Raw genomic sequence first — 23,586 nt, 5'->3', positions numbered from 1 at the left:
CGTGAGCGCGGCCGACGTCGTCGACGACCTCGCGGCGCAGCGGTCCGACGACGCTCTCGCCGCCGTCCGGAAGCGGCTCGCGCCCGGCGAGGAGGCGCTCGGCGTGCGGATGGGGCTGCTCTTCGACGTCGCCAAGGCGCACGCCGACCTCCCGCTGCCCGAGGTGCACGCGCTCCTCGACCACCCGGCCTACGAGCCACGGATGGCGGCCTTCTGCATCCTCGACTTCCGTGCCCGGCGCCGGCTCTCCGACGACGAGCGCCGCGCCCTGTACGACGTCTACCTCGACCGGCACGACCAGATCACGACCTGGGACATGGTCGACCGCGCGGCGCCCCGCGTGGTCGGTGGCTACCTGGCAGGTCGGGACCTGGCGCCGCTGCGCGACCTGGCCCGGTCGGCCGACCCGCTGCGCCGGCGTACGGCGGTGACGGCGCCGCTCTACCTCGTCCGCTACGGCGCCGACGCCGACCTCGCGCCGAGCCTCGCGGTCGCGGCGGACGTCTGCGCCGACCCCGACCCGGTGGTGCACAAGGCGGTCGGGATCCTGCTCAAGCACGCGGGCGAGCGCGACCCGGCCGCGGTGCTGGCCTTCCTCGACCGGCACGAGGCGGCGATGCCCCGCGCCGCGGTGCGCCTGGCCCGCGAGAAGCTCCCGAAATGACGCCGACCCGCCCGATCGGATCGGGCGGGTCGGCGGTTCCAGGAAGGGAACGTCAGAAGGCGGACTCGTCGAGGTCCATGATCGACAGGTCGGTCGACTCGGCGAGCACCCGCTCGGCGGAGACCTTCGGCAGCACGTTCTGCGCGAAGAACTGCGCGGCCGCGACCTTGCCCTCGTAGAAGGACTTGTCCTTGCCCGGCTCGCCGGCGAGCTTCGCGAGCGCGACCTCGGCCTGGCGCAGCAGCAGCCACGAGCAGACCACGTCGCCGAGCACCATCAGCAGGCGGCTGGTGTTGAGGCCGACCTTGTAGATGTTGCGGACGTCGTCCTGGGAGGACATCAGGTCGTTGATCATGTGGCCGACGATCGCCTGCGCGTCGTCGAGGGCCGCGGCGAGCAGCTCGCGCTCGACCTTGAGGCGACCGTTGCCGGCCTCGCTCTCGATGAACGCCTTGATCTCGTTGGCGAGGTGGCCCAGCGCCTGGCCCTGGTCCTTGACGATCTTGCGGAAGAAGAAGTCCTGGCCCTGGATCGCGGTGGTGCCCTCGTAGAGGGTGTCGATCTTCGCGTCCCGGACGTACTGCTCGATCGGGTATTCCTGGAGGAAGCCGGAGCCACCGAAGGTCTGCAGCGACTCGGTGCCGAGCAGCGTCCAGGATCGCTCCGAGCCGTAGCCCTTGACGATCGGCAGCAGCAGGTCGTTGACCTTCTCGGCCAGCTCGTCGCGCTCGCCGTTGTGCTCGGCGATCATCACCTGGTCCTGCCAGGTGGCGGTGTAGAGCACGAGCGCGCGCATCGCCTCGGCGTACGACTTCTGGGTCATCAGCGACCGGCGCACGTCGGGGTGGTGGGTGATCGTGACCCGCGGCGCGGTCTTGTCGGCGGACTGGCTCAGGTCGGCGCCCTGGACGCGCTCCTTGGCGAAGTCGAGCGCGTTGAGGTAGCCGGTCGACAGCGTCGCGATGGCCTTGGTGCCGACCATCATCCGGGCGTTCTCGATGACCTGGAACATCTGGGCGATGCCGTTGTGCACCTCGCCGAGGAGGTAGCCGACCGCCGGCTCGCCGCCGCCGACGCCCGGGTCGCCGAACGTCAGCTCGCAGGTGTTGGAGACCTTGATGCCCATCTTGTGCTCGACGTTGGTGACGTAGGCGCCGTTGCGCGCGCCGAGCTCACCGGTCTCCACGTCGAAGTGGTACTTCGGCACGATGAACAGCGAGAGGCCCTTGGTGCCCGGGCCGCCGGCGCCCTCGACGCCGACCGGGCGCGCGAGCACCATGTGGATGATCTGGTCGCTCAGGTCGCTCTCGGCCGAGGTGATGAACCGCTTGACGCCCTCGATGTTCCAGGTGCCGTCGTCATTGAGGGTGGCCTTGGTGCGGCCCGCCCCCACGTCGGAGCCCGCGTCGGGCTCGGTCAGCACCATCGTGGTGTTCCAGCCCTGGTCGACGACGAGCTGGGCGATCTTGCGGTCGCGCTCGTTGCCGTTGCGGTGCAGCACGCCCGCGAACATCGGGCCGGCGCCGTACATCCAGATCGCCGGGTTGGCGCCGAGCACCATCTCGCCCATCGCCCAGCAGATGCTGGACGGCGCGGGGGTGCCACCGAGCTCGGCGAAGGTGGTCAGCCGCCAGAACTCGGCGTCCATCCAGGCCTGGTAGCTCTTCTTGAACGCCTCCGGGACCGGCGCGGTGTGGGTCTCGGGGTCGAAGACCGGCGGGTTGCGGTCGGCCTCGACGAAGGACGCGGCCAGGTCCTCACGCGCCAGCCGGTCGACCTCGGCGAGGACCTCGCGGGCGGTCTCGCCGTCGACCTCGGCGAACGGACCGGTGCCCAGCACCTGGTCGCGTCCGAACACCTCGAAGAGGTTGAACTCGATGTCGCGGATGTTGCTCTTGTAGTGGCTCACGGCCCCACCTTCGTCTAGCCCGATCTGGGACGGTACTCGTCGGTAACATCATGGTACGTACCCGTCGGTAACCTCGCAAGGCGCGGTCCAGACGCGCAGCGGCGACCCGGGTTCAGCGGACCAGTGCCGAGGCGTCGGACCACGCCGCCTTCGCGCCGCTGTGTCCGATCCGGGCCACTTGGACGCCGGTGGCGAGGGCGGCGAGGACGGCGAGCACGCCGACGACCGAGGTCGCCGCCCTCCAGCGGGTGTCGCGGGAGGGGGTCGCCACCTGGGGCCTGGGGGCACTCAGGGTGGCCGTGCCTCCCGCCGACGTCGGATGCGTCGTGGCCGGCGTCGGGATGTCGAGGGCGGTGGCAGCCGGCCGCCGGCGGTCGAGCCACCAATAGAGGCCGGACAGCACGAACAGGGCCGCCGTCAGCGGCAGCAGCTGGTCGCCGAGCTCCGCGTGCCGCTCCACGAGCGAGCTCTCTCCCACCGTCTCCTCCAGGCTCTCGCCGGACGCGGTCGAGAGCGGCGTCAGGACCAGGCCTGCGAGGCTGAGGCACGCGGGGAGTGGGCCGGCCCAGGCGCGGAACCGGGGCCAGCAGACGCTGAGGGCCACGAGCAGCGCGGCCAGCGGAACCACGACGACGGTGGCGTGGACGATCAAAGGGTGCACGGGCAGTCCGAAGACGGTGTCGAACATGAGCCTTCCTCCTGAGGACGCCCCGGGTCGGGGCTCCTTCCAGTCCACCGCGCCGCTCGGCCGGCGGTCAGGGCCGAAGGGCCGTTGGGAGGGAGGACCCGCGGCACCGGCCGGCAGGCCCTTGACTTTGGCACCGAGGCTTAAGACCATAAAGTCAGTTCATTTACTTCGTTCAAGGTGCTCCGATGCGACGGTTGGTGGTCCTGGCCCTGGTGGGGCTCGCGGCTCAGCTCGTCGACGGCTCGCTGGGCATGGGGTACGGCGTCACCGCGGCATCGCTGCTCGTGGCGGGCGGGCTCGGCCCGGCTGCCGCCTCGGCCGCCATCCACATCTCCGAGCTCGCCACCACCCTCGCCTCGGGCGCCTCCCACGCGGCGCTGGGCAACGTCGACTGGCGCACGGTGGGCATCCTTGCGGCGCCGGGCTTCGTCGGGGCGTTCGCGGGGGCGATCGTGCTCGCGAACCTCGACGCCGACGGCGCCCGCCCGGTGGTCGCCGTGATCCTGCTGGTGCTCGGCTGCTACGTCACCTGGCGCTTCCTCTCCGCCCACCGGCTCCGGTTCGGCTCCCGGCCCTCGGCCCGGTTCCTGGCGCCGGTCGGCCTGGTGGGCGGCGTCGTGGACGCGCTCGGGGGCGGCGGCTGGGGGCCGGTCGGCACCAGCGCGATGCTCTCCTCGGGACGGCTCGAGCCGCGCAAGGTCGTCGGGTCGGTCGACACCGCGGAGTTCGTCGTGAGCGTCGGCGCCTCGATCGGCTTCCTGCTCGCCCTCGGCAGCCAGGGCATCCACTGGGCCGCCGCGGCCGCGCTCATGGTCGGCGGCCTGGTCGCCGCACCGCTCGCCGCCCTGCTGGTGCGCTACCTCCCGGCGCGCGTGCTCGGCGTCTGCGCGGGCGGCGTCATCGTGCTCACCAACCTCCGCACCCTGGCCGAGGCGCTGGGGGTCGACGACGTCAACATCGGCCTGCTCGCCTCGGTCGTGTTCACGCTGTGGGTGCTCTGGATCTCCTACGCGGTCAAGCTCGAGCAGGCCGAGCGGGCCGGCAGCGAGCACCCCGGCCACCAGGTGCGCGCGCAGCTGCCGGCGTGAGGGAGGACGCGCCCGCCGTACCTGCCAAGGTCGAGTGAACAAGTCGACACATCTGACACACTGGGCCTCATGCGAGTGTCCGCCAAGTCCGACTACGCCCTGCGCGCCCTCATCGAGATGGCGTCGCGCGAGGACGGCAAGGCGGTGAGTGCCGAGGAGCTCGGACGACTCCAGGAGATCCCGCACGGCTTCCTCCAGGCGATCCTCGCCGACCTGCGTCGCGCCGGCGTCGTCATGTCGCAGCGCGGCCAGTCCGGCGGCTGGCGGATGGGCCGGGACGCCTCGGACGTGTCGGTCGCCGACGTGATCCGCGCGGTCGACGGGCCGCTCGTGTCCGTCTACGGCCTGCGTCCGGAGGCGGTCACCTACAACGAGTCCGCCGACGTGCTGCAGCACGTGTGGATCGCGGCGCGCCGCTCCCTGCGCGACGTGTTCGAGAACGTGTCGATCCAGGAGCTCGCCGACGGTCGGCTCCCCGACGCGGTCACCTCGCGAACAGCCGACGAGGACGCCTGGCAGCCGCACTGACCTCCTGGTGCGCGGCCTCCGCCCGCTGCTGCTCGCGCCGGCCGGACAGCTCGAACGCCGCGACCGCCGTGTCGGCGCCGAGCGGGAGACCGGCGGCGTCGAAGCCGACCAGTGCCCCGAGCTCGGTCCAGATCCAGCCGAGCGGTTCGGCGTACGGCGGCACGACCAGCGTGTGCAGGTGGTTGCGTCGGCCGAGAGCCCGCCGCCAGCGGTCGGTCAGCTCGGTGAACTCGTGCCGCTCGACATCCGGGCGGCGTGCCGTCACGACGGCGTGCACCTCGGTGCCGGCCAGCGTGTCCAGCAGCAGGTCGGCCTGGTCGGCGGTGCAGGCGGTGAGCAGCTCCTGGCTGAGCACCACCGTGCTCCGGGCCTGGTGCACGCGGCGGCAGATCGCCGCCCAGGTGCCCTCGACGTCGCGGCGGGCGTAGCCCCACGTGCGGTGGTCGCGCCGGATCTCGACGGCCGCCCGGAACATCTCGTCGGCCGCGACGACCGGGTGCGCCACCCCCTGGGCGGCCAGCGCGCTCGCGTGCTCGGGGAGCGCGGTCTCCAGGAAGCCGCCGCCGCTGCCGGCGAGGCCGAGGTGCAGGTACACGCTGCGTCGTCCCATGCCGGCAGCGTGGGCGGTGGGCCGGGCGCGGCGGTGAACGCGGGGTGTCGGGTCGCGGAACCCTGCGGACCTAGAACACGTTCCAGTCTCCGCCTAGGATGCCGCCCATGATCACCTCCGACGCCATCACCTGGAACGCGCCGAACGACCTCCACCCGGCGCGGACCGCGTCGCAGCGCTCCTACTCCGCCGTCGCCAAGGGCGACCTCGCCGAGTGGCTGACCGTCTACGCCGAGGACGCGGTCATCGAGGACCCGGTGGGGACGTCGATGTTCGACCCCGAGGGCGTCGGGCACCGCGGTCACGAGGGGCTCTCCGCGTTCTGGGAGAAGGCGATCGCGCCGATCGCGAGGTTCGAGTTCGACATCCACGACTCCTTCGCCAACCCGGGCAGCAACACCTGCGCCAACATCGGGCGGATCAAGACGTCGTTCCCCGACGGCAGCTACACGATCACCGAGCTGATCATGGTCTACGTCGTCCACGAGGACGGCCGGGTCGCGTCGATGAAGGCCTACTGGGAGCCCGACCGCACGATGGCGTCCTTCACCAAGCCCTGACCCGACCCCTCAGCCTGCGGCGTGCCGCGCGCACCACTCGACGAGCGGGCGCAGGGCGCGCCAGTCGGCGCGCACCAGGTCGAGCAGCTCCGGGGTGTGGATCACCGGCTCGAAGCCGAGCGGGTGGCCGGCGGTCAGCGAGCGGTGCCGGAGCAGCTCGATGCGCGGGTGGTCGGCGTCGTACCCGCGCGGCGTGGTCTTGAGCCGGTCGCCGCCGATCTCGAAGCCCTTCCTCTCCAGCGCCGCCAGGACCTTCTCGAGCTCCGGTCCGAAGCGCTCGTGCGCGACCGCCTCGCGGAACGCCGCCAGGCGCGGGCCGCTGGCCTCGTAGAACCCGCCGCCGGTGCGGACCCCGCGCGGCGACACCTCGACGTACCACCCGGTCGACTCGCCGACCCGCACGAACGCGCCCTGGTGGGTCTTGTACGGCGTCTTGTCCTTGGCGAACCGGACGTCGCGGTAGGGCCGGAACACCTTCGCGGCGCCGAACTCCCGCTCCAGCGCCGCGCACAGCGCCGTCATCGGCCCCTTCACCGCGTCGTTGTAGACGGCCTTGTGCGCCTCCCAGAACGACTTCGTGTTGTCGACCTCGAGATCGTCGTAGAAGTCCAGCGCGGCGACGGGGAAACCAGAGAAGCCGTCAGTCACGCTCGTTAGCGTAGGCACTCCCGACGTTTCGGATCTCACCATGTCCCTTCGCGCCACGCTGGTCGCCGTCCTGACCGTCCTGCTGCTGAGCCCTGCCGTCCCGGTCGCTGCCCACGACGCCAGCTCCGCGCCCGCGGATCGCAGGCCCTCGTCGCGGCCGCCGGTCAGCGTGCGGCTCGCGTCGTTCAACGTGCTCGGGTCCAACCACACGATGCAGTCGCGCTCCTGGCACCGCGGTCGCACGCGCGCCAAGATCGCGCGCCGTTGGCTCCGCAACGAGGGCCTCAGCATCGTCGGCCTCCAGGAGGCGCAGGTCGACCAGCTGCTCGTGCTCACCCGCAAGCGGTGGAAGGCCTTCCCGAGCCCGCGGCACGCCAGCAACACCGAGACGGCGCAGTCGGTCATCTGGCGCCGGTCGCGCTGGCGGCTGCTCGAGGCGCACACCTTCACGATCCCGTTCGCCCGCGGCCAGCACCGCAAGCAGCCGGTGGTCCGCCTGCAGAATCGTCGGACCGACCGTCAGATCTGGGTGATCAGCGTCCACCTGTCCGCCAGGGAGGGCGCTCGCGGCAACCGCGATCGTCGCGTCGGCAGGGCACGGCTGGTCCGCGAGGTCCGTCGTCTCCAGCCGACCCGCCGCCCGATCGTGGTCACGGGCGACATGAACGGCCATCGCAGGGTCTTCTGCGCCGTCACCGGCAAGACGCGCCTGGTCGCGGCGTCCGGGGGCAGCAACGACGCCGACGGATGCCGCACACCGTCCCCGATGCGCGTCGACTGGATCTTCGGATCGCGGGGCATCGAGTGGAAGAAGTTCCGCTACGAGGACGGCGGGAGGCTGGACGCCATCACGGACCACGCGGTCCCGGTGGTCACCGCTACCTTGGGCCGACGGAGGCGCTGACCTGCTCGTCGCCGGCCGACGTACGAGCCGTCACGGTGATCGCGTCACCGCCGCAGCGAGGTGGCTCCAGGAAGGCGTCGCCCGGCGGGGACTCGTACACGACGGAGGCGCCCTCGGCCGCCGTCCAGCGCACCAGGGTGGCGGGCTGGCCCTCGCGCTGCGGATCCCGGGCGAAGTAGGCGGCGCCGCCGCACGCGACCAGGCTGCCGGCGATCCCGGCTCCGAGGTCGACCTCGGCGCCGCCGGACCGCCCGTGGAAGCGGGCGTCCTCGATCCGGCGCTCGTCGGGGATCACCGACCAGACGGCGCCCCCGTCGGTGCGGACGCCCTCCCAGCCGGCGCACTCCTCGACACCGGCGTACGGCGTCGGTGTGCCGTCGTCGAGGCTCACGACCGTCCGGCACGACGGTCGGGCGTCGTCGAAGGTCAGCAGGGAGACCTCGCCGTCATCGGAGACCTGCGCGGTGCTGAAGCCGTGGCGCTCCGGGGCGCACCAGGCGACCGAGGACCTCCGGCTGCCGAGGTCCACCTCGGCGAGGCAGTAGCGACCGCCCCGGACGGTCGCATGCACCAGCCGGTCGTCGCCCAGCGCCCAGGTGCCGCCGGTGGTCGTCGGCACCGGTGACCGACCGTCGAGCGTGAAGGTCTCGCCCGTCGCCAGATCGGTGACGGTGGCGGTGCTCGGGCGCCGCTCGGCCTCGTCCTGGAGCACGACGACCGCCCAATCCTCGTCGAGCAGCGCGTCGCTCACCCGCTGTCCCTGGCTGCCGCCGCCGGATCCGGAGGCGGGTCCGGCGAGCTCCCAGCTGCGCCCGTCGGCTGCGACGGTGAGGGTCCAGTCGCTGTTGCGGGTCACGGTGGCGGCGACGGGTCCGTCGACCGGCTGCCATTCGAGCACGGCGGGCTCGGCCGAGGCCTCCTTCGCGGGCGCTGCCGGCCGCGGATCGACCTCGGACGTGCAGCCGGCGACCGCCAGCAGCGCCGCGACCGCGGCGTACGGCGCGCGCATCAGACGCCCACGTTGTGCATCGGGTGGGCCTGGTTGGCGCGGTAGCTCCGGTAGGCGCCGCGCCACTGGACGCGTCGTACGAAGGGCTCGGAGGGGTCGAACCGCTGCTGGTTCCACGGCTCGAGGTAGCCGAGCAGCAGGGGCCCGCGCCCGTTCTTGTCGTAGCCGCGGCCCACCTGGAAGTGGCCGGAGGCGTCGTCGTCGAGGTAGGTGAAGTACCTGCGGCGCAGGACCGGGTGCAGCACGACGGGAGCGCGGTAGTCGTGGATGTGCCGCATCATCAGCAGGGCCCACTGACGGTAGGACCAGTCGCCGACGTCGAGGGTGATGTAGCGTCCCGCGCGGCTGCGTCGGTCGTAGCCGGTGGCGTGGTTGACGGTGCGCACGATGTCGGTGATCGCGGTGCCGTCGCGCGTGGTGCCGAGGCGGTGCGCCCAGTAGCGCTGCCGACGGGGATGGCCGCGCCAGCCGGAGGCGATCGCCTGCATGGTCGTCGGCCCGCACCAGTAGGTGCGCCGCTGCTCCCGGGCGTCGCGGCCGTGGAGCACGGTCGACCGGCGGGGGTAGTCGGCGGCGGTCCGGGACCTGGCCCGGGCCGCGATGGGGGCCGACGACCGGGCCTCGGGGTGACGGTCGAGGAAGTCCGCCGGCAGCGGCGTCCCCTGGAGCTCGTGGCGCAGCAGCCAGACCTTCGCGACCGAGCGGGCGGCTTCGACGAGCTCGGCCCGCTCGGCGGCCGCTCGCCGCGACGGTGCCATCCGCACGGTCCGGGCCAGGGCGGCGGCCGCGTCGAGGTCGCCGGTCCGGTCCCGCGTGGACCGCGCCGACGTCCGGGCCGCGGCGACCACCCGGGCCCGGACCTGGGCCTCGCTGTCGTCCGTCCAGCCGACGCCGAGGCAGTAGCGCTGTCCGTCGAGGTCGGCGCACCGCACGGCGCTGCCCATCCGGACGGCCGCTCCCTTCGTGCCGCCCCGCCTGATGCTTCGTCCGGCGGCGACCACCCGGTCGATCTCCGCCCGCATCCCGGCGGTCAGCCGCGACGCGCCGACGGCGTTGGCCGCGCGGAGGTGCTCGACGTCCCGGGACGGACGGAGGAGGTTGTCCTCCTCGGCACCGCGCGGCACGAGGGGCGCGAGCGCGAGGAGGACCGCGAGCGCGCCGATGGCGACGACGATCCATCGCGGGTGGGACGGTCGCGCCATGCCAGACCTCGAGACCGGTGGGGGAAGACGGTCACCCCACTGTCATCACGAGTCACAGGTCTAGTCAAGTGTCCCAGCAGTCACATCGTCACCCGGGTGACGGAGGCGTGCGCGCGAGCGCTCGGCGGACGCGGCCCGACTCGACCGTGACGGGGGCCCAACTCGGGGTGACGGGGGCCCAACTCGGGGTGACGGGGGCCCAACTCGATGGTGACGGCTGGAGCGGATGACGAGACTCGAACTCGCGACATCGACCTTGGGAAGGTCGCGCTCTACCAACTGAGCTACATCCGCACGCCCGCCGGCGGACCGACGGACGCGGCGATACTAGTCGATCGGAGCCAGCGCAGGGCGCTTGGGGTCGAGGCCGTCGCCGGAGGATCGGCCGGTCAGCCGGCGGTGCACCCACGGGATCGCCATGCCGCGCACCCAGGCGATGTTCTCCTGCCGCTGCTCGGCCCTCGTCAGCGGCGGGCGGTCGGTGAGGGGCAGTGGCTGGAGGTCGTGCGGTACGCCGAGGGTGTCCAGCACCTCGATCGCCATCCGCTGGTGGCCGGCCGGCCCGAGGTGCATCCGATCGGCGTCCCAGTAGCGCCAGTCGCGGTACTCCCGCATCGTCCAGAAGTCGACGACGGTCGCCCCGTGGGTGCGCGCACTGGTGCGCACGAGCTCGTTGTAGAGGGCGAACCGACCGCGCAGCGGCCGGTAGATCGCGGAGCCGCCGGGGTCGAACGCGGTGAAGACGACCAGCCGCGCTCCGGTGGCCGCGAGGCGGTCGAGCGCCGCGTCGTACCGCTCGACCAGCCCGTCGATGTCGACCTTCGGCCGCAGGATGTCGTTGGCGCCGGCGTAGACGGTGACCAGGTCGGGCTCGAGCGCGACCGCCGGAGCCAGCTGCTCGTCCAGGATCGGGTCGAGCTTGCGGCCCCGGATCGCGAGGTTGGCGTAGCCGAACGAGGGCTCGCCGCGGCCGAGCACCTCCGCGACCCGGTCGGCCCAGCCGCGCAGCCCGTTGGGTCGGGTCGGGTCGGGGTCGCCGACCCCCTCGGTGAAGGAGTCGCCGATCGCGACGTACCGCTGGAAGCTCACCGTCCCATTGTCCGGATCGCCACCAGCCCGCCACCGGTAGGGTGCCAGCGTGCTGCTCTCAGACCGCGACATCACCGCCGAGATCGACGCCGGGCGGATCGCGCTCGAGCCGTACGACGAGGCGATGCTCCAGCCCTCGTCGATCGACGTCCGGCTGGACCGGTTCTTCCGCGTCTTCGAGAACCACAAGTACCCGCACATCGACCCGGCCGCCGACCAGTCGGACCTGACCCGCGAGGTCGAGCCGGAGGGCGACGAGCCGTTCATCCTGCACCCCGGCGAGTTCGTGCTGGGTTCGACGTACGAGGTCGTCACGCTGCCCGACGACATCGCCGCGCGGGTCGAGGGCAAGTCGTCGCTCGGCCGCCTCGGCCTGCTGACGCACGCGACCGCCGGCTTCGTCGACCCCGGCTTCAGCGGCCACGTGACGCTGGAGCTGGCGAACGTCGCGACGCTGCCGATCAAGCTCTACCCCGGGATGAAGATCGGCCAGTTCTGCTTCTTCCGGCTCTCCTCGCCGTCGCAGCACCCCTACGGCTCGGAGAAGTACGGCTCGCGCTACCAGGGCCAGCGCGGCCCGACGCCGTCGCGGTCCTTCCAGAGCTTCCACCGCACCCAGATCTGACACGCGGCCGGGCGCGCCGCCCGAGGTTAGGTTAGCCTTCCCTTATGACGGTGACCGCGCCCCAGTCCCTGCCGATGATCCTCGACGAGGTCGAGGTCGTCGGCGTCGACCGGCTCTCGCCGTCCTTCGTGCGGGTGGAGCTCGGCGGGGCCTGCCTCGCCGACTTCGGCGTCGAGGGCCCGCTGTACGACCAGCGGATCAAGCTCGTCTTCCCGGGCGTGCCCGGCGGGCCGCTCCCGTCCTTCGCCGGCGCCGACGACTCGTGGTGGACGACCTGGCTCTCGCGGCCGGAGGAGGAGCGCGGCCACATGCGCACCTACACCGTCCGCGACGTCGTCGGGTCCGGCGTCGACACCCGCCTGGTGGTCGACATCGTCGTGCACGGCGACGCGCACGGTACGCCGGGCCCGGGCTGCGCCTGGGCCGCCCGCGCGCAGGTCGGCGACCGGGTGGTGCTGATGGCGCCACGTCGGGGGATCCGCTACGGCGGCATCGAGTTCGTGCCGCCCGCAGCGACCGGCCGGCTGCTGCTCGTCGGTGACGAGACCGCGGTGCCGGCGGTCTGCGCGATCCTCGCGCAGCTGCCGGCCGACGCCGTCGGCGCCGCCTTCCTGGAGGTCCCGACGGCCGCCGACGTGCTGCCGGTCGTGCACCCCGAGGGCGTCTCCGTCTCGTGGCACCCGCGCGAGGGTGCTGACCACGGGGCCGCCCTGCACCCGGCGGTGCTCGCGCACCTCGGCGTCCGGGCGGCGCCGCTGGAGGAGCCGGCCGAGGTCGACCCGGACCTGTGGGAGACGCCGACCTACTCGTCCTCCGGTGAGGCGATCGACGGGTCGGCGGCCGACGGCGACGAGCTCTACGCCTGGATCGCCGGTGAGTCCGCCGTCGTGACGGCGCTGCGGCGCGTCCTGGTCAAGGACCTCGGCGTGGACCGCACCCAGGTCGCCTTCATGGGCTACTGGCGCAAGGGCGTCGCCATGCGGTCCTGAGCTAGTTGTCGACGCGGTCGGCGATCCGCCGGAGCCGCTGGGCGAGCAGGTGCCGGTGGGCGGTGGCGGGGATCTTCGGGGTCTGGGCCCGGGCGATCCGCTCGGCGAGCTCCTGACGGTTGGCCTCGGCGTCGAGGACGGTGCTGCTGAACTCCATGGCCGTGCTCCTCTCGTGCTCTGACATCGGGATGTGCATCGGGGGCGTCGCTCACACCTGGGTGAGGACGACGTCGCCGCTGACGGTCTTGGCGCGCAGCTCGAGGTGCTCCTCGCCGGGCTCCGGCTCACCGGCCCCGGTGAGCGAGGAGCGGATCTCTCCGGTGACGGTGGAGACGTCGGTCCAGACGGGCACGCCCGCGCGGACGCCGACGTGCATGTCGCCGGACGCGCCCTTCGCGGTCAGCCGGCCGCGGTACGCCGCGCGTACGACGAGGTCGCCGGAGCCGGTCGCGAAGCTGAGGTCGCTCTGGGCCTCGCCGACCTGGAGGTCGCCGGAGCCGGTCTTGACGACCGAGGCTGCGCGGGTCCTCGCGATCTGGACGTCGCCCGACCCGGTCGAGACCATCAGCGTCCCGCCGACCTCGCGGACGTCGATGTCGCCCGATCCGCTCTTGATCTGCAGGGCGCCCTCGGCGTCGCGGACCTGGATGTCACCCGAGCCGGTCTCCACCTGGAGTGGCCCGGTGGCCGTGTCGACCGTGACCTCGCCCGACCCGCTCTTGACCTGGCCGGACGCGACGGTGCCGTGGATGCGGACGTCGGCGCTGCCGGTGCGCACCGCGACGTCGCTGCCGGTGGGCACGGTGACCTCGACGTCGAGGCGGTCCCCGGCGCTGAAGAGGCTGCGCTGCCGGGGCCCGCGGATCGCGATGCGGTCGCCGTCCTGCCGGACCTCGACCAGCTCAGCGTCGCGACCCTGGATCTGCACGTGCGTCTCGGTCGTGTCGTTCGCGGTGACCTCGACCGACCCGCGGCCGATCTCGACGGCGAGGTGGACGGGGCGGTGGGTCTCGAATCGGTACTCGGTCATGGTGTCTCCTGGGTGTGCTCGTCCACGGCACCGGCCTGTCGCCGGTCCCGGAGGTGCTGTCGGTGCAGGGTGGGCTAGACCCAGCCGCTCATCCGCTTGCCGCCGCGCTTGCCGCCGAAGGGGTCGCTGCCGCCGGTGAGGAACGGGATGCTCGACAGGTCGATGTCGACGTTGATCGCGCCGTCCCGGGTCGCCGCCCGGACGACGTTGACCAGCCAGGTGTTGAGGGAGCTCCCGGACTTCGCGGCGAGCTCCTCGGCCCTGGTCTTGACCGACTCGGGGATCCGCAGCGTGATCCGGGCCAGGTTGCCGTCGTCCTCGGGCTCGTCCGCCGGAGCGGGCGCCGGAGCCGACGCCGCGGGTGCCGGCGGCGCGTGGACCGCGAACTCGAGGTCGCGGCCGTTGAGGCGGACGTCGACGCCGCCGGCCGGCAGCTCGGCGGTGATCTCCGCGGCGGCCTGGGAGATCGCCTCCATCAGCGCGAGCCGCGCGGCCGGGTCGAGGGCGTACGTGAGCCGCTCGGTCGCCTCGCGGGCGTCGGGCCCGGCGGCCTCGGCCGCTGCGAGCAGGTCGCGCCGCAGGCTCTCGACGTACGGGGTGATGTCCATGTGCACCACCATGACATCACTTTGACATCAGGTCAACACCGTAGTGACATCATTTGCGGCGTCAGATGATGTCACTGGTTTGGCGGCCGCGCAGCGAGGGCACCTCCACCGATGGTCCGTCGTCGGTTGTGAGAGGCCTCCCATGCAAGCACCGGTCGTCTTGGCGAGCACGATCATCGACGCGTCGTTCGTCGACTACCTCGTGATCTTCGCCTACTTCGTGGTCGTCCTCGGGATCGGCATCCTGGCCCGCCGCCAGGTGTCCGACTCGCTCGACTTCTTCCTGTCCGGCCGCTCGCTGCCCGCGTGGGTGACCGGTCTGGCGTTCATCTCCGCCAACCTCGGCGCGGTCGAGATCATGGGCATGTCCGCCAACGGCGCCCAGTTCGGTCTCCCGGCCGTCCACTACTTCTGGATCGGCGCGATCCCGGCGATGCTCTTCCTCGGCGTCGTGATGATGCCGTTCTACTACGGCTCCAAGGTCCGCTCGGTGCCGGAGTTCATGTTCCGGCGCTTCGGCACCGGGGCGCACCTGGTCAACGCGATCTCCTTCGCGGTCGCGCAGCTGCTGATCGCCGGCATCAACCTCTTCCTGCTCGGCAGCATCATCCACGCGCTGCTCGGCTGGCCGCTGTGGATCGCGCTCGTCATCGCCGCGGCGATCGTGCTCTCCTACATCACGCTCGGTGGCCTGAGCGCCGCGATCTACAACGAGGTGCTGCAGTTCTTCGTCATCGTCGCGGGCCTCCTCCCGCTGACCCTGATCGGCCTGCACCGCGTGGGCGGCTGGGACGGCCTGACGAGCGGCATCACCGACGCCGCCGAGGCGAACCCCGACACGGTCGCGCCGGCCTCGCAGCAGCTGAACTCCTGGCCGGGCGAGGCGTTGACCGGCTTCGACTCGAGCTTCCTGACGATCGTCGGGATCGTGTTCGGTCTCGGCTTCGTGCTGTCCTTCGGCTACTGGACGACGAACTTCGTCGAGGTGCAGCGGGCGATGGCGTCGAACTCGATCTCCGCCGCGCGCAAGACGCCGATCATCGGCTCCTACCCGAAGATGTTCGTCCCCTTCATCACGATCCTGCCCGGCATGATCGGCGCGGTCCTCGTCGCCGACGTCGCGGACGTCAAGGCGGGCGAGACCGTCGCGGGCGGAGCGTCGGGCGAGGGCGTCACCTACAACGACACCCTGCTCTACCTGATGCGCGACGTGCTGCCCAACGGTCTGCTGGGCATCGCGATCACCGGTCTGCTGGCGGCCTTCATGGCCGGCATGGCCGCCAACGTCTCGGCGTTCAACACCGTCTGGAGCTACGACCTCTGGGAGCGGTACATCGTCAAGGAGCGCAGCGACCACTACTACCTCGTGGTCGGCCGGATCGCGACGGTCGCCGCCGTCGTCATCGCCATCTTCACGGCGGGCCTGGCGTCGAACTTCTCGAACATCATGAACTACCTGCAGACCCTGTTCGGGTTCTTCAACGCCCCGCTCTTCGCGACCTTCATCCTCGGCATGTTCTGGAAGCGGATGACAGCGACCGCCGGCTGGGTCGGCCTCGTGGCCGGCACGCTCTCCGCGGTCACCGTGGCGTTCCTGAGCGAGGACGCCTTCGGCTCGTGGAGCACCGGGACGCTCCCGATCGCCGGCCAGGGCGCGTCGTTCGTCGCCGCCGGCGTGGCGTTCGTCGTCGACATCGTGCTGAGCATCATCGTCTCCTTCGCCACCCAGCCCAAGCCCGCGTCGGAGCTGCGAGGGCTGGTCTACTCGGAGACGCCCAAGGAGGACCTCATCGACCCCGACGAGGCCGCGCGCCCGTGGTACCAGCGGACGATGCCGCTCGCGGGCATCGCGCTGGTCCTGGTCATCATCCTGAACGTGATCTTCTGAGGAGCCAGCCATGTCCACCACCAAGCACACCGCGGGCGCCTTCGACATCCGCAACATCATCGGCGGCCTGATCGGTCTCTACGGCGTGATCCTCACGCTGATGGGGATCTTCGGCGACAAGGAGCTCGACAAGACCGGCGGCGTCAACGCCAACCTCTGGGCGGGACTCGGGATGGTCGTCTTCGGGGCCGGCTTCCTGCTCTGGGCGCGGCTGCGTCCGGTCGTGGTGCCCGCGTCGCACGACGATCAGTCCACGGCCGGGTAGACCGCCACGCTCTCGATGCGCCGCTCGGCGTCGCGGTAGAGCTCGATCCGCAGCGAGCAGCCCTGGCGGTCGGCCGGTCGGACCAGCACGGCGATCGCGTCGGACGTCCCGGCCACCGCGGTCGCCGGGACGCCGCAGGTGCCGAGGTCCTCGGTCGCGTCCACCACGCGGATCGCGGGTACGGCGTACGCGAGCGGCCGCTCGGACACCAGCGCGACGTCGTCGCTGGCGGCCCGGACCCGGCTGAAGACCCCGGTGGCCGCCCAGGCCTCGGGATCGGCGGTCTCCGCGCCGGTCAGGACCAGCCGCCGGCCGTCCTCGGGGTAGACGAAGACGCGGTCGGCGAACTCCGGTGCCGGTCCGCGACCGTTCGCGAAGTCGAGGAAGCGCCACGCCGCCTCGCGGTAGGCGTAGCGCGGCAGGCAGTTGTTCGACGTTGGCAGCGACGTGTAGACGATGACCTCGTCGCCCCGGTCCACCCGCGCGCCGGGGCCCGGGTCGCTCGCGACCACCCGGTCCCGCACCTCGCAGGACTGGAACGTCCGGAGCTGGACCTCGAAGCCGCGGTCCTCCAGCACCTGCTCCGCCGTCGTCCGGTCGAACCCGAAGAGTGACGGCAGCTGGTCGTCGCCGAGGTGATCGGCGGGCGGCGGCTGCGGACGGGTGAGCAGCACGACGACGCCGAGGACCAGGAGACCGGCCGCCAGGATGAGCGCGGCCGGCCAGCGCCGGCGCCCCGTGCGCTCCGGCGGCCCGAGCACGGCATCGGCGAGCGCCTCCCGGACGAGCGGGTCGGGGTCGTCCGCGCGACGGATCCGGCGCTGCTGCTCTCCGAGCACCCGAGCGACCACCGCGGGTGCGTCCTCGGCAGGCACACCGAGCTCCTCGGCCTCGCGCAGCAGCGCGTGCCACCGAGCGTCTCGGTAGTCCCGGGGGTCCACACCTCCAGTGTGGGTCGTCCCCCTGAGCCGGCACCACGCCCTGCGTGCCGCCGTCCCGTAGCCTCGGTGAGGTGAGCGTGGACCCCTACCGCCTGGAACGCTTCGTCGAGGCCCAGGCGGATGGCGTCTACGCGACTGCGTTGGCCGAGCTCACCGCCGGCCGCAAGACGAGCCATTGGATCTGGTTCGTCTTCCCGCAGATCGCCGGCCTGGGCCACTCATCGACCTCACGGTTCTATGCGATCGGCTCGCTCGATGAGGCTCGCGCCTACGTGGCTCACCCCCTGCTGGGTCCACGACTGGCCGAGTCCGCGCGGGCAGTCCTCGCTCATCCGGATCGGACCGCTCGCGAGATCATGGGTTCACCGGATGACGAGAAGCTGCGGTCCTCGATGACCCTGTTCGCCCTCGTTGCCGACTCGGAGCCGGCCTTCCAGCAGGTCCTGGACACGTTCTTCGCCGGGAAGCGCGATCCCAGAACCGCAGAGTGGGTGGGCGGCTGAGCGCAGGTGGGTGTACGGCACAGTGCGTGCCGCCCCCCGAACGCCGTCGGCGATCCGCGCGGGCCGCCTCATCAGCCGGCAGGAAACACCATCAGGACAGGTGCACTACCTGCGACTGGTGACGACCTCGACACCGTCGGCGAGCGCAAGCTTGGCGTACCCGCGGCGGACGTCCAAGACGTGGTGCTCGAGGTCGTGCAGCAAGTGGATGAGGGCGCCCCGCACACGCACCTCGAACGGCCATCCGTCTGTCACCGCCTCCCACTGGGTGGCAGACAAGGCGCCCATCAAGTCGTCCGTGGCTGCGGCCGCCTGCGAGAGCGACACGACGGAAGCCGATTCCGGGCGGCCGGCGGCGCGATCGCAGATAGCCAGAATCTGATCGGCGACGTCGACGCAGTGCTCGGCGTACTCGCTGCCCGACCAGGTCTCCTCCTCCGGCCTGCGCCCAGCGTCGGGATGGCGTTCGAGCTGCTGGAGTGACGCATAGACCTCGGCGAACGCCGCAGGCAGCGGACCTAGGCCGCGATCGTCGAAGCCACACTCGTCGCACAGTTCGACGCGCACCCCATCGAGGTCACGCAATCCGTAGCTCACAGGGACACATTAGGCGCGCGACACGCACACCTGGGACCACCCGGGTCAGAGGTCGAAGAGCGAGCCCGCCCCGTGGATGTCCGCGTCGGCCTTCGGCTGGTGCGTCTCGCCGCTGGCGGCCGGGGGAGCCTTCGGCTTCTCCTCCGGTGCGGGCTCCGGCTCAGGCTCCGGCTCGACCTGGGGCTCAGGCTCGGCCTCGGGCTCGGCCGCTGCCTCGGGCTCCGGCTCGGGGTCCCCGCTGGCGGCCGCCGTCGCGGCGGCGCTCAGCGCGGCCGGGTCGGGCCTGCCGTCGTCGGCCGGCTCCGGGGTCGACGCGGGCTCCGGCTCGGGCTGCGTCTCCGCGTCCGGCTCGGGGGCGACGACGGGCTCGGGGGCGGCGATGTCGAAGAGCGAGCCGCTCTCGGGGATCGCGTTCGCCGGGGCCGCCTCCGCCGCGGGCGCGGCGGCAGCGGGCTCGTCCTCGGCCGTCGGCTCGGGCTGGGGCTCGGGCTCCGGCGCTGACTCCGGCTCCGACTCCGGCGCAGGGGCGGCGTTGTCGAACAGCGAGCCGCCGGACCCGAGGTCCACCTCGGGCTTCGGCTCGGCCTGGGCCTCCGGCTCGGACTCGGGCTCGGGCTCCGCCGTGGCTTCCGGCGCCGGCGCGGCCTCGGGCTGTTCCGGGGCGGCCAGGTCGAAGAGCGAGCCGCTGGACCCCAGGTCGGCCTGCGGCGTCGCGGCCGCCTGCACAGGCTCAGCGGCAGGCTTCTCCTCGGTGGGCGCGGTCGGCTCGTCGGCGGCGATGTCGAAGAGCGAGCCACCGCCGGTGGCAGCGGGCTTCTCCTCGGGCTCCTTCTCCTCAGCCGGCTTCTCCTCGGCCTGCGGCTCGTCGCCGCCGAGGTCGAACAGCGACCCACCCGAGGACGCGGGCTTCGCGGCCTCGGCCTCCTCGGCGGGCGCCTTCTCCGGGGTCGCGGTCGCCGCGGGCTCGTCGAACATCGAGCCGGCGTCGTCGAAGAGCGACGAGCCGCCGCTGGCCTTCGCGGCCGGACCGGCGTCGGCGGTCTCGACGACCGTGTCCTCGGTGATCGTGTCGTCGCCGGCCTCCGGCTCCGCCTTGGTCTCGACCGGCTGGGCGGCGGGCGCAGCGGCCGGCGCGGCCGCTCCGGCGCCCGGCGCGAGCTTGGTCGCCTGCTCGCCCTTGACCGACGCGAGCAGCATCTGCGCGACGTCGAGGACCTCGACCTCCTCGCGGGCGTCGCCCTTCGCCTGCTGGGCGGTCAGGCCGTCGGAGAGCATCACCCGGCAGAAGGGGCAGCCGACGGCGATCTGGTCGGCACCGGTGGCGACGGCCTCCTTGGTGCGGTTGAGGTTGATCCGCTCGCCGAGGTTCTCCTCCATCCACATCCGGGCACCGCCGGCGCCGCAGCAGAAGGACCGCTCCGAGTTGCGCTCCATCTCGACGACCTCGGCGCCGGGGAGCACCTGGAGCAGCTCCCGCGGCGGCGTGTAGACGCCGTTGTGGCGACCGATGTAGCAGGGGTCGTGGTAGGTGATCGAGCGCTTGTGGGCACCCGCGCCGTCCTGGACCGGCGTCAGCCTGCCCTCGCGCACCAGCCGGTTGAGCAGCTGGGTGTGGTGCACGACCTCGAGCTCGACCCCGAACTCCTTGTACTCGTTCTTGAGCGTGTTGAAGCAGTGGGCGCAGGTCGAGACGACCTTCTTGACCTTGTACTCCTTGAACGTCTCGGCGTTCTGCTGAGCGAGGCCCTGGAACACGAACTCGTTGCCGGCCCGGCGGGCGGGGTCACCGGTGCAGGTCTCGCCGTTGCCGAGCACGCCGAAGGAGACGCCCGCGATGTCGAGCAGCTCGGCCACGGCGCGGGTCGTCTTCTTCGCCCGGTCCTCGTAGGCGCCGGCGCAGCCTACCCAGAAGAGCCAGTCGACCTCGTCGAGCGACTCGATGGTCTCGCCGACCACCTTGACCTCGAAGTCGAGGCCCTTGGCCCAGTCCATCCGGGCCGACGGCGACATGTTCCACGGGTTGCCCTTGTTCTCCAGCCCCTTGAAGAGACCGTTGAGCTCCGCGGGGAAGTTCGACTCGACCAGCACCTGGTAGCGGCGCATGTCGATGATGTGGTCGACGTGCTCGATGTCGACGGGGCACTGCTGGACGCAGGCGCCGCAGGAGGTGCACGACCAGAGGACGTCCTCGTCGATGACGAAGTCGCCGTCGGCGGGGTTGTAGAACCAGTCCGTGACGTCCGTGCCGGCCCCGGCAGCCGTGTCTGCGTCGGTCTTGCCGACCAGCGCCTTCGGCTCGGTCCCGGCGGGCGCGGCCGCGTGGGCGTACGCCTCCTCGCGCAGGCCCATGACCAGCAGCTTGGGCGACAGCGGCTTCTCGGTGTTCCAGGCCGGGCACTGCGACTGGCAGCGTCCGCACTCCGTGCACGTCGTGAAGTCGAGGATGCCCTTCCAGCTGAAGTCCTGGATCGTGCCGGCGCCGAGGACGGTGTCCTCGTCGAGGTCCTCGATGTCGTCGAGGGTGACCGGCTTGCCGGCGGAGGTCAGCGGCTTGACCGCGCCCAGCGCCGTACGGCCCGAGGCCTCACGCTTGAACCAGATGTTGAACCAGGCGGTGAAGCGGTGCCAGGCGATGCCCATCGTCAGGTTGCGGGCGATGACCAGCAGCCAGACCATCGCCAGCGCGATCTTGAACAGGGCGACGCCGTAGATGATGTTCTCGAGGCCGCCCGGGGCCGACGGGTAGAGGCCGTCGCCGATCCACGAGGAGATCGGGTAGTGGCTGCGGCCGACCTCCTCGTCGAGGCGCCACTCCGCCGCGCGGACGAAGAGGATCGCGCTGCCCTCGAGCAGGGCGAGGTACTCGACGAAGTAGGCCTGCCACTGGGTCGAGCCGAAGAAGCGGCTGCCGCGCCCGAGCCGCCGGGGGTGCTTCACCTGGCGGTAGACGATCAGCGCGATGATGCCGATCGTGCTCAGCAGGCCGATGAGCTCGCTGAACCACTCGTAGGGGTACCAGTGGCCGATCAGCGGCCAGGCGAAGTCGGGGCTGAAGAGCTGGAAGTACGCCGCCGCCACTGCGGTGCTGAGGAAGATGAACGCCGCGAACACGAACCAGTGCAGGACCCCGATCCAGGTCCACTGGAGCATCCGCGTGTGCAGGACCGTCTCCTTGAGCATGGTCGCGGTGCGGGCGCCCTTGGCGTCGGTGCGCGCCAGCGCCGGCTGGCCCTGGCGGAGCACGCCGAGCATCTGGCGGACGGCCAGGGTCACCACGACCACCGTGACGGCGGTGAGCGCGAGCGAGACGACGATGGCGAAGGTCTGCATGGAGGGCGTGACTTCCTCAGTGGTGGCAGTCGGGTGCGAGCGACGCCGCAGGGCGCGCCCGTGAGCCTATTCCCAGGCTCAGCCGACGTCAGTCCCGTACGACGTGAGAAGGATCCTACCGGCAGGTAACTTGACGGTCCCTCGCGACGTCCTCGGTTCGGGCGGCTTGGGCTCGCCGGGGCCGGGACTCCAGGCCCGGACTCGGGACCGCGTTCCCGTTCTTCCCGGGAGAGATGGGTCCGCCGCCTCACGCGGCGGGACGCTCCCGCGACGCATCGTCTCGGCGGTGGCGCGAACGACGCCGCGTGGGACGGGTGGTCGAGATGAAGATGACGCTGGGTGTGGCGCTGGTCGTGCCGTCGCTGGCCGTGGCCGGCATCGTCGTGACGCAGGGCGGCGACGGCCCCTGGGGTGGCTCGCGCGGGGGCTCCCGGTCCGGAGCGGTGGTGGCGACGGCCGACAGCGCGCCGGGCCCGGCGCCCCAGGCCGCTGACCCCCACGGACCGGCCCGGCCGACCGGCTCGGGCGACTGGCGGGTGCGCCACCCGTCGGAGGACGGTCAGATCGAGGGCTACACCACCCGTACGAGCGGACTGCCCGGCGAGCCGATCGTGCTCAAGGTGTCCTCGACCGAGGACGCCTACCGGGTGTCGGTCTTCCGGATCGGTGCCTATCGAGGCGGATGGGGACACCGGGTCTGGAGCTCCGGCCGGTTGGCGGGGCGCGTGCAGCCCCGCGGCGTGTTCGCCCCGGCGGAGACCCGGACGGTCGTCGCGCGCTGGCAGCCCGACGTGAGCGTCGAGACCGACGACTGGCGCCCCGGCTACTACGTGGTCAAGCTGCGCACCACCACCGGGTGGGAGACGGTCCTGCCGTACGTCGTGCGCTCGGAGAGCGCGCGCGGCACGGTCGCGCTGGTCGCGCCTGTCACGACCTGGCAGGCCTACAACACGTGGGGCGGCTACAGCCTCTACGAGGGTCCGGCCGGCGATCGCCGGAGCTGGGCGGTGAGCTTCGACCGGCCGTACGACGGTCCGCCCGGCGCCAACGACTTCCGCCGGGCCGCGCTGCCGATCGTCGTGCGAGCCGAGTGGACGGGCGTCCCGCTGTCCTACTTCACCAACGTCGACCTCCACCTGCACCCCCGGGTCCTGGACGGCGCCCGCGGCTACGCGTCGCTGGGCCACGACGAGTACTGGACGCCGACGATGCGCGACGTCGTCGAGGGCGCCCGCGACAGCGGCACCAACCTCGCCTTCTTCGGCGCCAACACGATGTACTGGCGCGTTCGCCTGGAGGACCGGGCGACCGGCCCGGCGCGGGTCGTCGTGGGCTACCGGAGCGACGCCCACCTCGACCCGGTGCGCGAGACCCGGCCGGCCGAGGCCACCGGACGGTTCCGGGACGCGCCGAGCGCCCGCCCCGAGCACGCCGTGGTCGGGATGCAGTACGAGTGCTATCCCGTCGACGCGGACTACGTGGTCGCCGCGCCGGGCTGGTGGGGCTTCCGTGGGACGGGCCTGCGCGCCGGCGACAGGATCTCCGGGCTGGTCGGGCCGGAGGCGGACCGGGTCTACCCCGACGAGGCGTCGCCGGCTCGGCTGCAGGTGCTCAGCAACACCTCGTACGACTGTCGCGGCGTCTCTACGACGAGCCAGTCCGTCTACTACACGGCGCCGTCCGGGGCCGGTGTGTTCACCGCCGGCACGCTGCGCTGGGGGTGCGCGCTGATCGACCTGTGCGAGCACCCGCTCGGGCGGGCGGCCGGGGAGTTCGTCTCGATCGTCACCGCGAACGTGCTGCGCGCCTACGCCGACGGACCGGTCGGCGACCGCCACCCGGCGCGACCCAACGTCGACCTGTTCGACCTTCCGGTCGCCAACTACGTGGACGCGAGCTGAGGCGGTTCTG

General features: G+C 72.0%; 24 protein-coding genes and 1 tRNA gene. 11 read left to right on the top strand and 14 right to left on the bottom strand.

Annotation, left to right across the window (positions count from 1 at the left end; all coding sequences use genetic code 11):
* The first annotated feature begins 1 nt into the window (after nt 1).
* The gene (locus tag HZF07_RS13765) at nt 2-664 is read left to right on the top strand and encodes a DNA alkylation repair protein (protein ID WP_181645180.1); all 663 of its coding nucleotides are present in this window, start codon (nt 2-4) and stop codon (nt 662-664) included.
* Nucleotides 665-716: 52 nt separating this feature from the next.
* Here the strand turns inward: HZF07_RS13765 and HZF07_RS13760 are convergent, their stop codons facing one another.
* Together HZF07_RS13760 and HZF07_RS13755 are read right to left on the bottom strand one after the other, a co-directional pair.
* Nucleotides 717-2,573: an acyl-CoA dehydrogenase gene (locus HZF07_RS13760; protein ID WP_181645179.1), complete on the bottom strand. Its 1,857-nt coding sequence runs from the start codon at nt 2,571-2,573 to the stop codon at nt 717-719.
* 112 nt (nt 2,574-2,685) lie between these two features.
* Complete coding sequence (locus HZF07_RS13755) at nt 2,686-3,261, bottom strand: DUF2231 domain-containing protein (protein ID WP_157342410.1); 576 nt, start codon at nt 3,259-3,261, stop codon at nt 2,686-2,688.
* Nucleotides 3,262-3,446: 185 nt separating this feature from the next.
* Between HZF07_RS13755 and HZF07_RS13750 the strand changes: the two genes are divergently transcribed.
* Nucleotides 3,447-4,349 carry a sulfite exporter TauE/SafE family protein gene (locus tag HZF07_RS13750; protein ID WP_157342408.1) on the top strand — a complete coding sequence of 301 codons (903 nt, stop codon included), beginning with the start codon at nt 3,447-3,449 and terminating at the stop codon, nt 4,347-4,349.
* A gap of 69 nt (nt 4,350-4,418) precedes the next feature.
* A complete protein-coding gene (locus tag HZF07_RS13745) occupies nt 4,419-4,877 on the top strand; it encodes an RrF2 family transcriptional regulator (protein ID WP_157342406.1) in 459 nt (152 codons plus the stop codon).
* On the opposite strand, the gene HZF07_RS13740 is transcribed toward HZF07_RS13745, so the two are convergent.
* Complete coding sequence (locus HZF07_RS13740; protein ID WP_157342404.1) at nt 4,834-5,487, bottom strand: hypothetical protein; 654 nt, start codon at nt 5,485-5,487, stop codon at nt 4,834-4,836. The genes HZF07_RS13745 and HZF07_RS13740 overlap by 44 nt on opposite strands.
* Nucleotides 5,488-5,594: 107 nt before the next feature.
* Here HZF07_RS13740 and HZF07_RS13735 point away from each other — a divergent pair, with 107 nt between their 5' ends.
* Complete coding sequence (locus HZF07_RS13735; protein WP_157342402.1) at nt 5,595-6,047, top strand: nuclear transport factor 2 family protein; 453 nt, start codon at nt 5,595-5,597, stop codon at nt 6,045-6,047.
* A gap of 9 nt (nt 6,048-6,056) precedes the next feature.
* Here HZF07_RS13735 and HZF07_RS13730 read toward each other — a convergent pair whose 3' ends face one another.
* The gene (locus HZF07_RS13730; protein WP_309504735.1) at nt 6,057-6,695 is read right to left on the bottom strand and encodes a DUF2461 domain-containing protein; all 639 of its coding nucleotides are present in this window, start codon (nt 6,693-6,695) and stop codon (nt 6,057-6,059) included.
* Between the two features lie 40 nt (nt 6,696-6,735).
* Between HZF07_RS13730 and HZF07_RS13725 the strand changes: the two genes are divergently transcribed.
* Nucleotides 6,736-7,599, top strand: a complete 864-nt coding sequence (locus tag HZF07_RS13725; protein ID WP_157342397.1) for an endonuclease/exonuclease/phosphatase family protein — start codon at nt 6,736-6,738, stop codon at nt 7,597-7,599.
* Here the strand turns inward: HZF07_RS13725 and HZF07_RS13720 are convergent.
* The 4 genes from HZF07_RS13720 to HZF07_RS13705 form a co-directional block, all read right to left on the bottom strand.
* Nucleotides 7,574-8,608, bottom strand: coding sequence for a hypothetical protein (locus tag HZF07_RS13720; RefSeq protein ID WP_157342395.1), 1,035 nt, complete (start codon nt 8,606-8,608; stop codon nt 7,574-7,576). The genes HZF07_RS13725 and HZF07_RS13720 overlap by 26 nt on opposite strands.
* Nucleotides 8,608-9,810, bottom strand: coding sequence for a C39 family peptidase (locus tag HZF07_RS13715; RefSeq protein ID WP_157342393.1), 1,203 nt, complete (start codon nt 9,808-9,810; stop codon nt 8,608-8,610). Before HZF07_RS13715 ends, HZF07_RS13720 begins: the two co-directional genes overlap by 1 nt.
* A gap of 218 nt (nt 9,811-10,028) precedes the next feature.
* A tRNA-Gly gene (locus HZF07_RS13710) sits at nt 10,029-10,104 on the bottom strand.
* Nucleotides 10,105-10,137: 33 nt separating this feature from the next.
* On the bottom strand, nt 10,138-10,899 hold the full coding sequence (locus HZF07_RS13705; protein ID WP_309504734.1) for an SGNH/GDSL hydrolase family protein: 762 nt from the start codon (nt 10,897-10,899) through the stop codon (nt 10,138-10,140).
* A 49-nt stretch (nt 10,900-10,948) separates the two neighbouring features.
* Between HZF07_RS13705 and dcd the strand changes: the two genes are divergently transcribed.
* Complete coding sequence (gene dcd / locus HZF07_RS13700; protein WP_181645178.1) at nt 10,949-11,524, top strand: dCTP deaminase; 576 nt, start codon at nt 10,949-10,951, stop codon at nt 11,522-11,524.
* Nucleotides 11,525-11,568: 44 nt separating this feature from the next.
* Nucleotides 11,569-12,513 carry a siderophore-interacting protein gene (locus HZF07_RS13695; RefSeq protein WP_157342389.1) on the top strand — a complete coding sequence of 315 codons (945 nt, stop codon included), beginning with the start codon at nt 11,569-11,571 and terminating at the stop codon, nt 12,511-12,513.
* 1 nt (nt 12,514) lies between these two features.
* Here HZF07_RS13695 and HZF07_RS13690 read toward each other — a convergent pair whose 3' ends face one another.
* The 3 genes from HZF07_RS13690 to HZF07_RS13680 all read right to left on the bottom strand — a co-directional run bounded on the left by HZF07_RS13690 (nt 12,515) and on the right by HZF07_RS13680 (nt 14,151).
* A complete protein-coding gene (locus HZF07_RS13690) occupies nt 12,515-12,670 on the bottom strand; it encodes a hypothetical protein (protein ID WP_157342387.1) in 156 nt (51 codons plus the stop codon).
* 51 nt (nt 12,671-12,721) lie between these two features.
* A complete protein-coding gene (locus HZF07_RS13685) occupies nt 12,722-13,543 on the bottom strand; it encodes a DUF4097 family beta strand repeat-containing protein (protein WP_157342385.1) in 822 nt (273 codons plus the stop codon).
* A gap of 74 nt (nt 13,544-13,617) precedes the next feature.
* Complete coding sequence (locus HZF07_RS13680) at nt 13,618-14,151, bottom strand: toxin-antitoxin system HicB family antitoxin (protein WP_157342383.1); 534 nt, start codon at nt 14,149-14,151, stop codon at nt 13,618-13,620.
* Between the two features lie 142 nt (nt 14,152-14,293).
* Between HZF07_RS13680 and HZF07_RS13675 the strand changes: the two genes are divergently transcribed.
* Nucleotides 14,294-16,039: a sodium:solute symporter family protein gene (locus tag HZF07_RS13675; RefSeq protein ID WP_157342381.1), complete on the top strand. Its 1,746-nt coding sequence runs from the start codon at nt 14,294-14,296 to the stop codon at nt 16,037-16,039.
* 10 nt (nt 16,040-16,049) lie between these two features.
* Nucleotides 16,050-16,304 carry a hypothetical protein gene (locus tag HZF07_RS13670; RefSeq protein ID WP_157342378.1) on the top strand — a complete coding sequence of 85 codons (255 nt, stop codon included), beginning with the start codon at nt 16,050-16,052 and terminating at the stop codon, nt 16,302-16,304.
* Here HZF07_RS13670 and HZF07_RS13665 read toward each other — a convergent pair.
* Nucleotides 16,286-17,245: a PASTA domain-containing protein gene (locus tag HZF07_RS13665; RefSeq protein WP_157342376.1), complete on the bottom strand. Its 960-nt coding sequence runs from the start codon at nt 17,243-17,245 to the stop codon at nt 16,286-16,288. The two genes, HZF07_RS13670 and HZF07_RS13665, sit on opposite strands and share 19 nt — an antisense overlap.
* A 71-nt stretch (nt 17,246-17,316) precedes the next feature.
* On the opposite strand from HZF07_RS13665, the gene HZF07_RS13660 reads away from it, so the two are divergent.
* Nucleotides 17,317-17,748 (top strand): DUF1810 domain-containing protein, encoded by a 432-nt coding sequence (locus HZF07_RS13660; protein WP_181645177.1) that lies wholly within the window; start codon nt 17,317-17,319, stop codon nt 17,746-17,748.
* Nucleotides 17,749-17,853: 105 nt separating this feature from the next.
* Here HZF07_RS13660 and HZF07_RS13655 read toward each other — a convergent pair whose 3' ends face one another.
* Both HZF07_RS13655 and HZF07_RS13650 read right to left on the bottom strand, forming a co-directional pair.
* Nucleotides 17,854-18,345, bottom strand: coding sequence for a hypothetical protein (locus tag HZF07_RS13655; protein ID WP_157342375.1), 492 nt, complete (start codon nt 18,343-18,345; stop codon nt 17,854-17,856).
* Nucleotides 18,346-18,390: 45 nt separating this feature from the next.
* On the bottom strand, nt 18,391-21,675 hold the full coding sequence (locus tag HZF07_RS13650) for a heterodisulfide reductase-related iron-sulfur binding cluster (protein ID WP_157342373.1): 3,285 nt from the start codon (nt 21,673-21,675) through the stop codon (nt 18,391-18,393).
* A 305-nt stretch (nt 21,676-21,980) separates the two neighbouring features.
* Here HZF07_RS13650 and HZF07_RS13645 point away from each other — a divergent pair, with 305 nt between their 5' ends.
* The gene (locus HZF07_RS13645; protein ID WP_157342371.1) at nt 21,981-23,576 is read left to right on the top strand and encodes a N,N-dimethylformamidase beta subunit family domain-containing protein; all 1,596 of its coding nucleotides are present in this window, start codon (nt 21,981-21,983) and stop codon (nt 23,574-23,576) included.
* Nucleotides 23,577-23,586 lie beyond the last annotated feature (10 nt).

Source organism: Nocardioides agri, assembly GCF_013778305.1.
Classification (GTDB): domain Bacteria; phylum Actinomycetota; class Actinomycetes; order Propionibacteriales; family Nocardioidaceae; genus Nocardioides; species Nocardioides agri.
The sequence above is the reverse complement of the archived record's forward strand: the minus strand, read 5'-3'. Positions and strand labels throughout refer to the sequence as shown.

Coding starts and splice junctions, on each gene's coding strand:
- HZF07_RS13675 (WP_157342381.1), top strand. CDS start 14,294: ATGCAAGCACCGGTCGTCTTGGCGAGCACGATCATCGACGCGTCGTTC.
- HZF07_RS13650 (WP_157342373.1), bottom strand. CDS start 21,675: ATGCAGACCTTCGCCATCGTCGTCTCGCTCGCGCTCACCGCCGTCACG.
- HZF07_RS13725 (WP_157342397.1), top strand. CDS start 6,736: ATGTCCCTTCGCGCCACGCTGGTCGCCGTCCTGACCGTCCTGCTGCTG.
- HZF07_RS13735 (WP_157342402.1), top strand. CDS start 5,595: ATGATCACCTCCGACGCCATCACCTGGAACGCGCCGAACGACCTCCAC.
- HZF07_RS13715 (WP_157342393.1), bottom strand. CDS start 9,810: ATGGCGCGACCGTCCCACCCGCGATGGATCGTCGTCGCCATCGGCGCG.
- HZF07_RS13685 (WP_157342385.1), bottom strand. CDS start 13,543: ATGACCGAGTACCGATTCGAGACCCACCGCCCCGTCCACCTCGCCGTC.
- HZF07_RS13740 (WP_157342404.1), bottom strand. CDS start 5,487: ATGGGACGACGCAGCGTGTACCTGCACCTCGGCCTCGCCGGCAGCGGC.
- HZF07_RS13745 (WP_157342406.1), top strand. CDS start 4,419: ATGCGAGTGTCCGCCAAGTCCGACTACGCCCTGCGCGCCCTCATCGAG.
- HZF07_RS13750 (WP_157342408.1), top strand. CDS start 3,447: ATGCGACGGTTGGTGGTCCTGGCCCTGGTGGGGCTCGCGGCTCAGCTC.
- HZF07_RS13680 (WP_157342383.1), bottom strand. CDS start 14,151: ATGGACATCACCCCGTACGTCGAGAGCCTGCGGCGCGACCTGCTCGCA.
- HZF07_RS13720 (WP_157342395.1), bottom strand. CDS start 8,608: ATGCGCGCGCCGTACGCCGCGGTCGCGGCGCTGCTGGCGGTCGCCGGC.
- HZF07_RS13670 (WP_157342378.1), top strand. CDS start 16,050: ATGTCCACCACCAAGCACACCGCGGGCGCCTTCGACATCCGCAACATC.
- HZF07_RS13695 (WP_157342389.1), top strand. CDS start 11,569: ATGACGGTGACCGCGCCCCAGTCCCTGCCGATGATCCTCGACGAGGTC.
- HZF07_RS13690 (WP_157342387.1), bottom strand. CDS start 12,670: ATGGAGTTCAGCAGCACCGTCCTCGACGCCGAGGCCAACCGTCAGGAG.
- HZF07_RS13755 (WP_157342410.1), bottom strand. CDS start 3,261: ATGTTCGACACCGTCTTCGGACTGCCCGTGCACCCTTTGATCGTCCAC.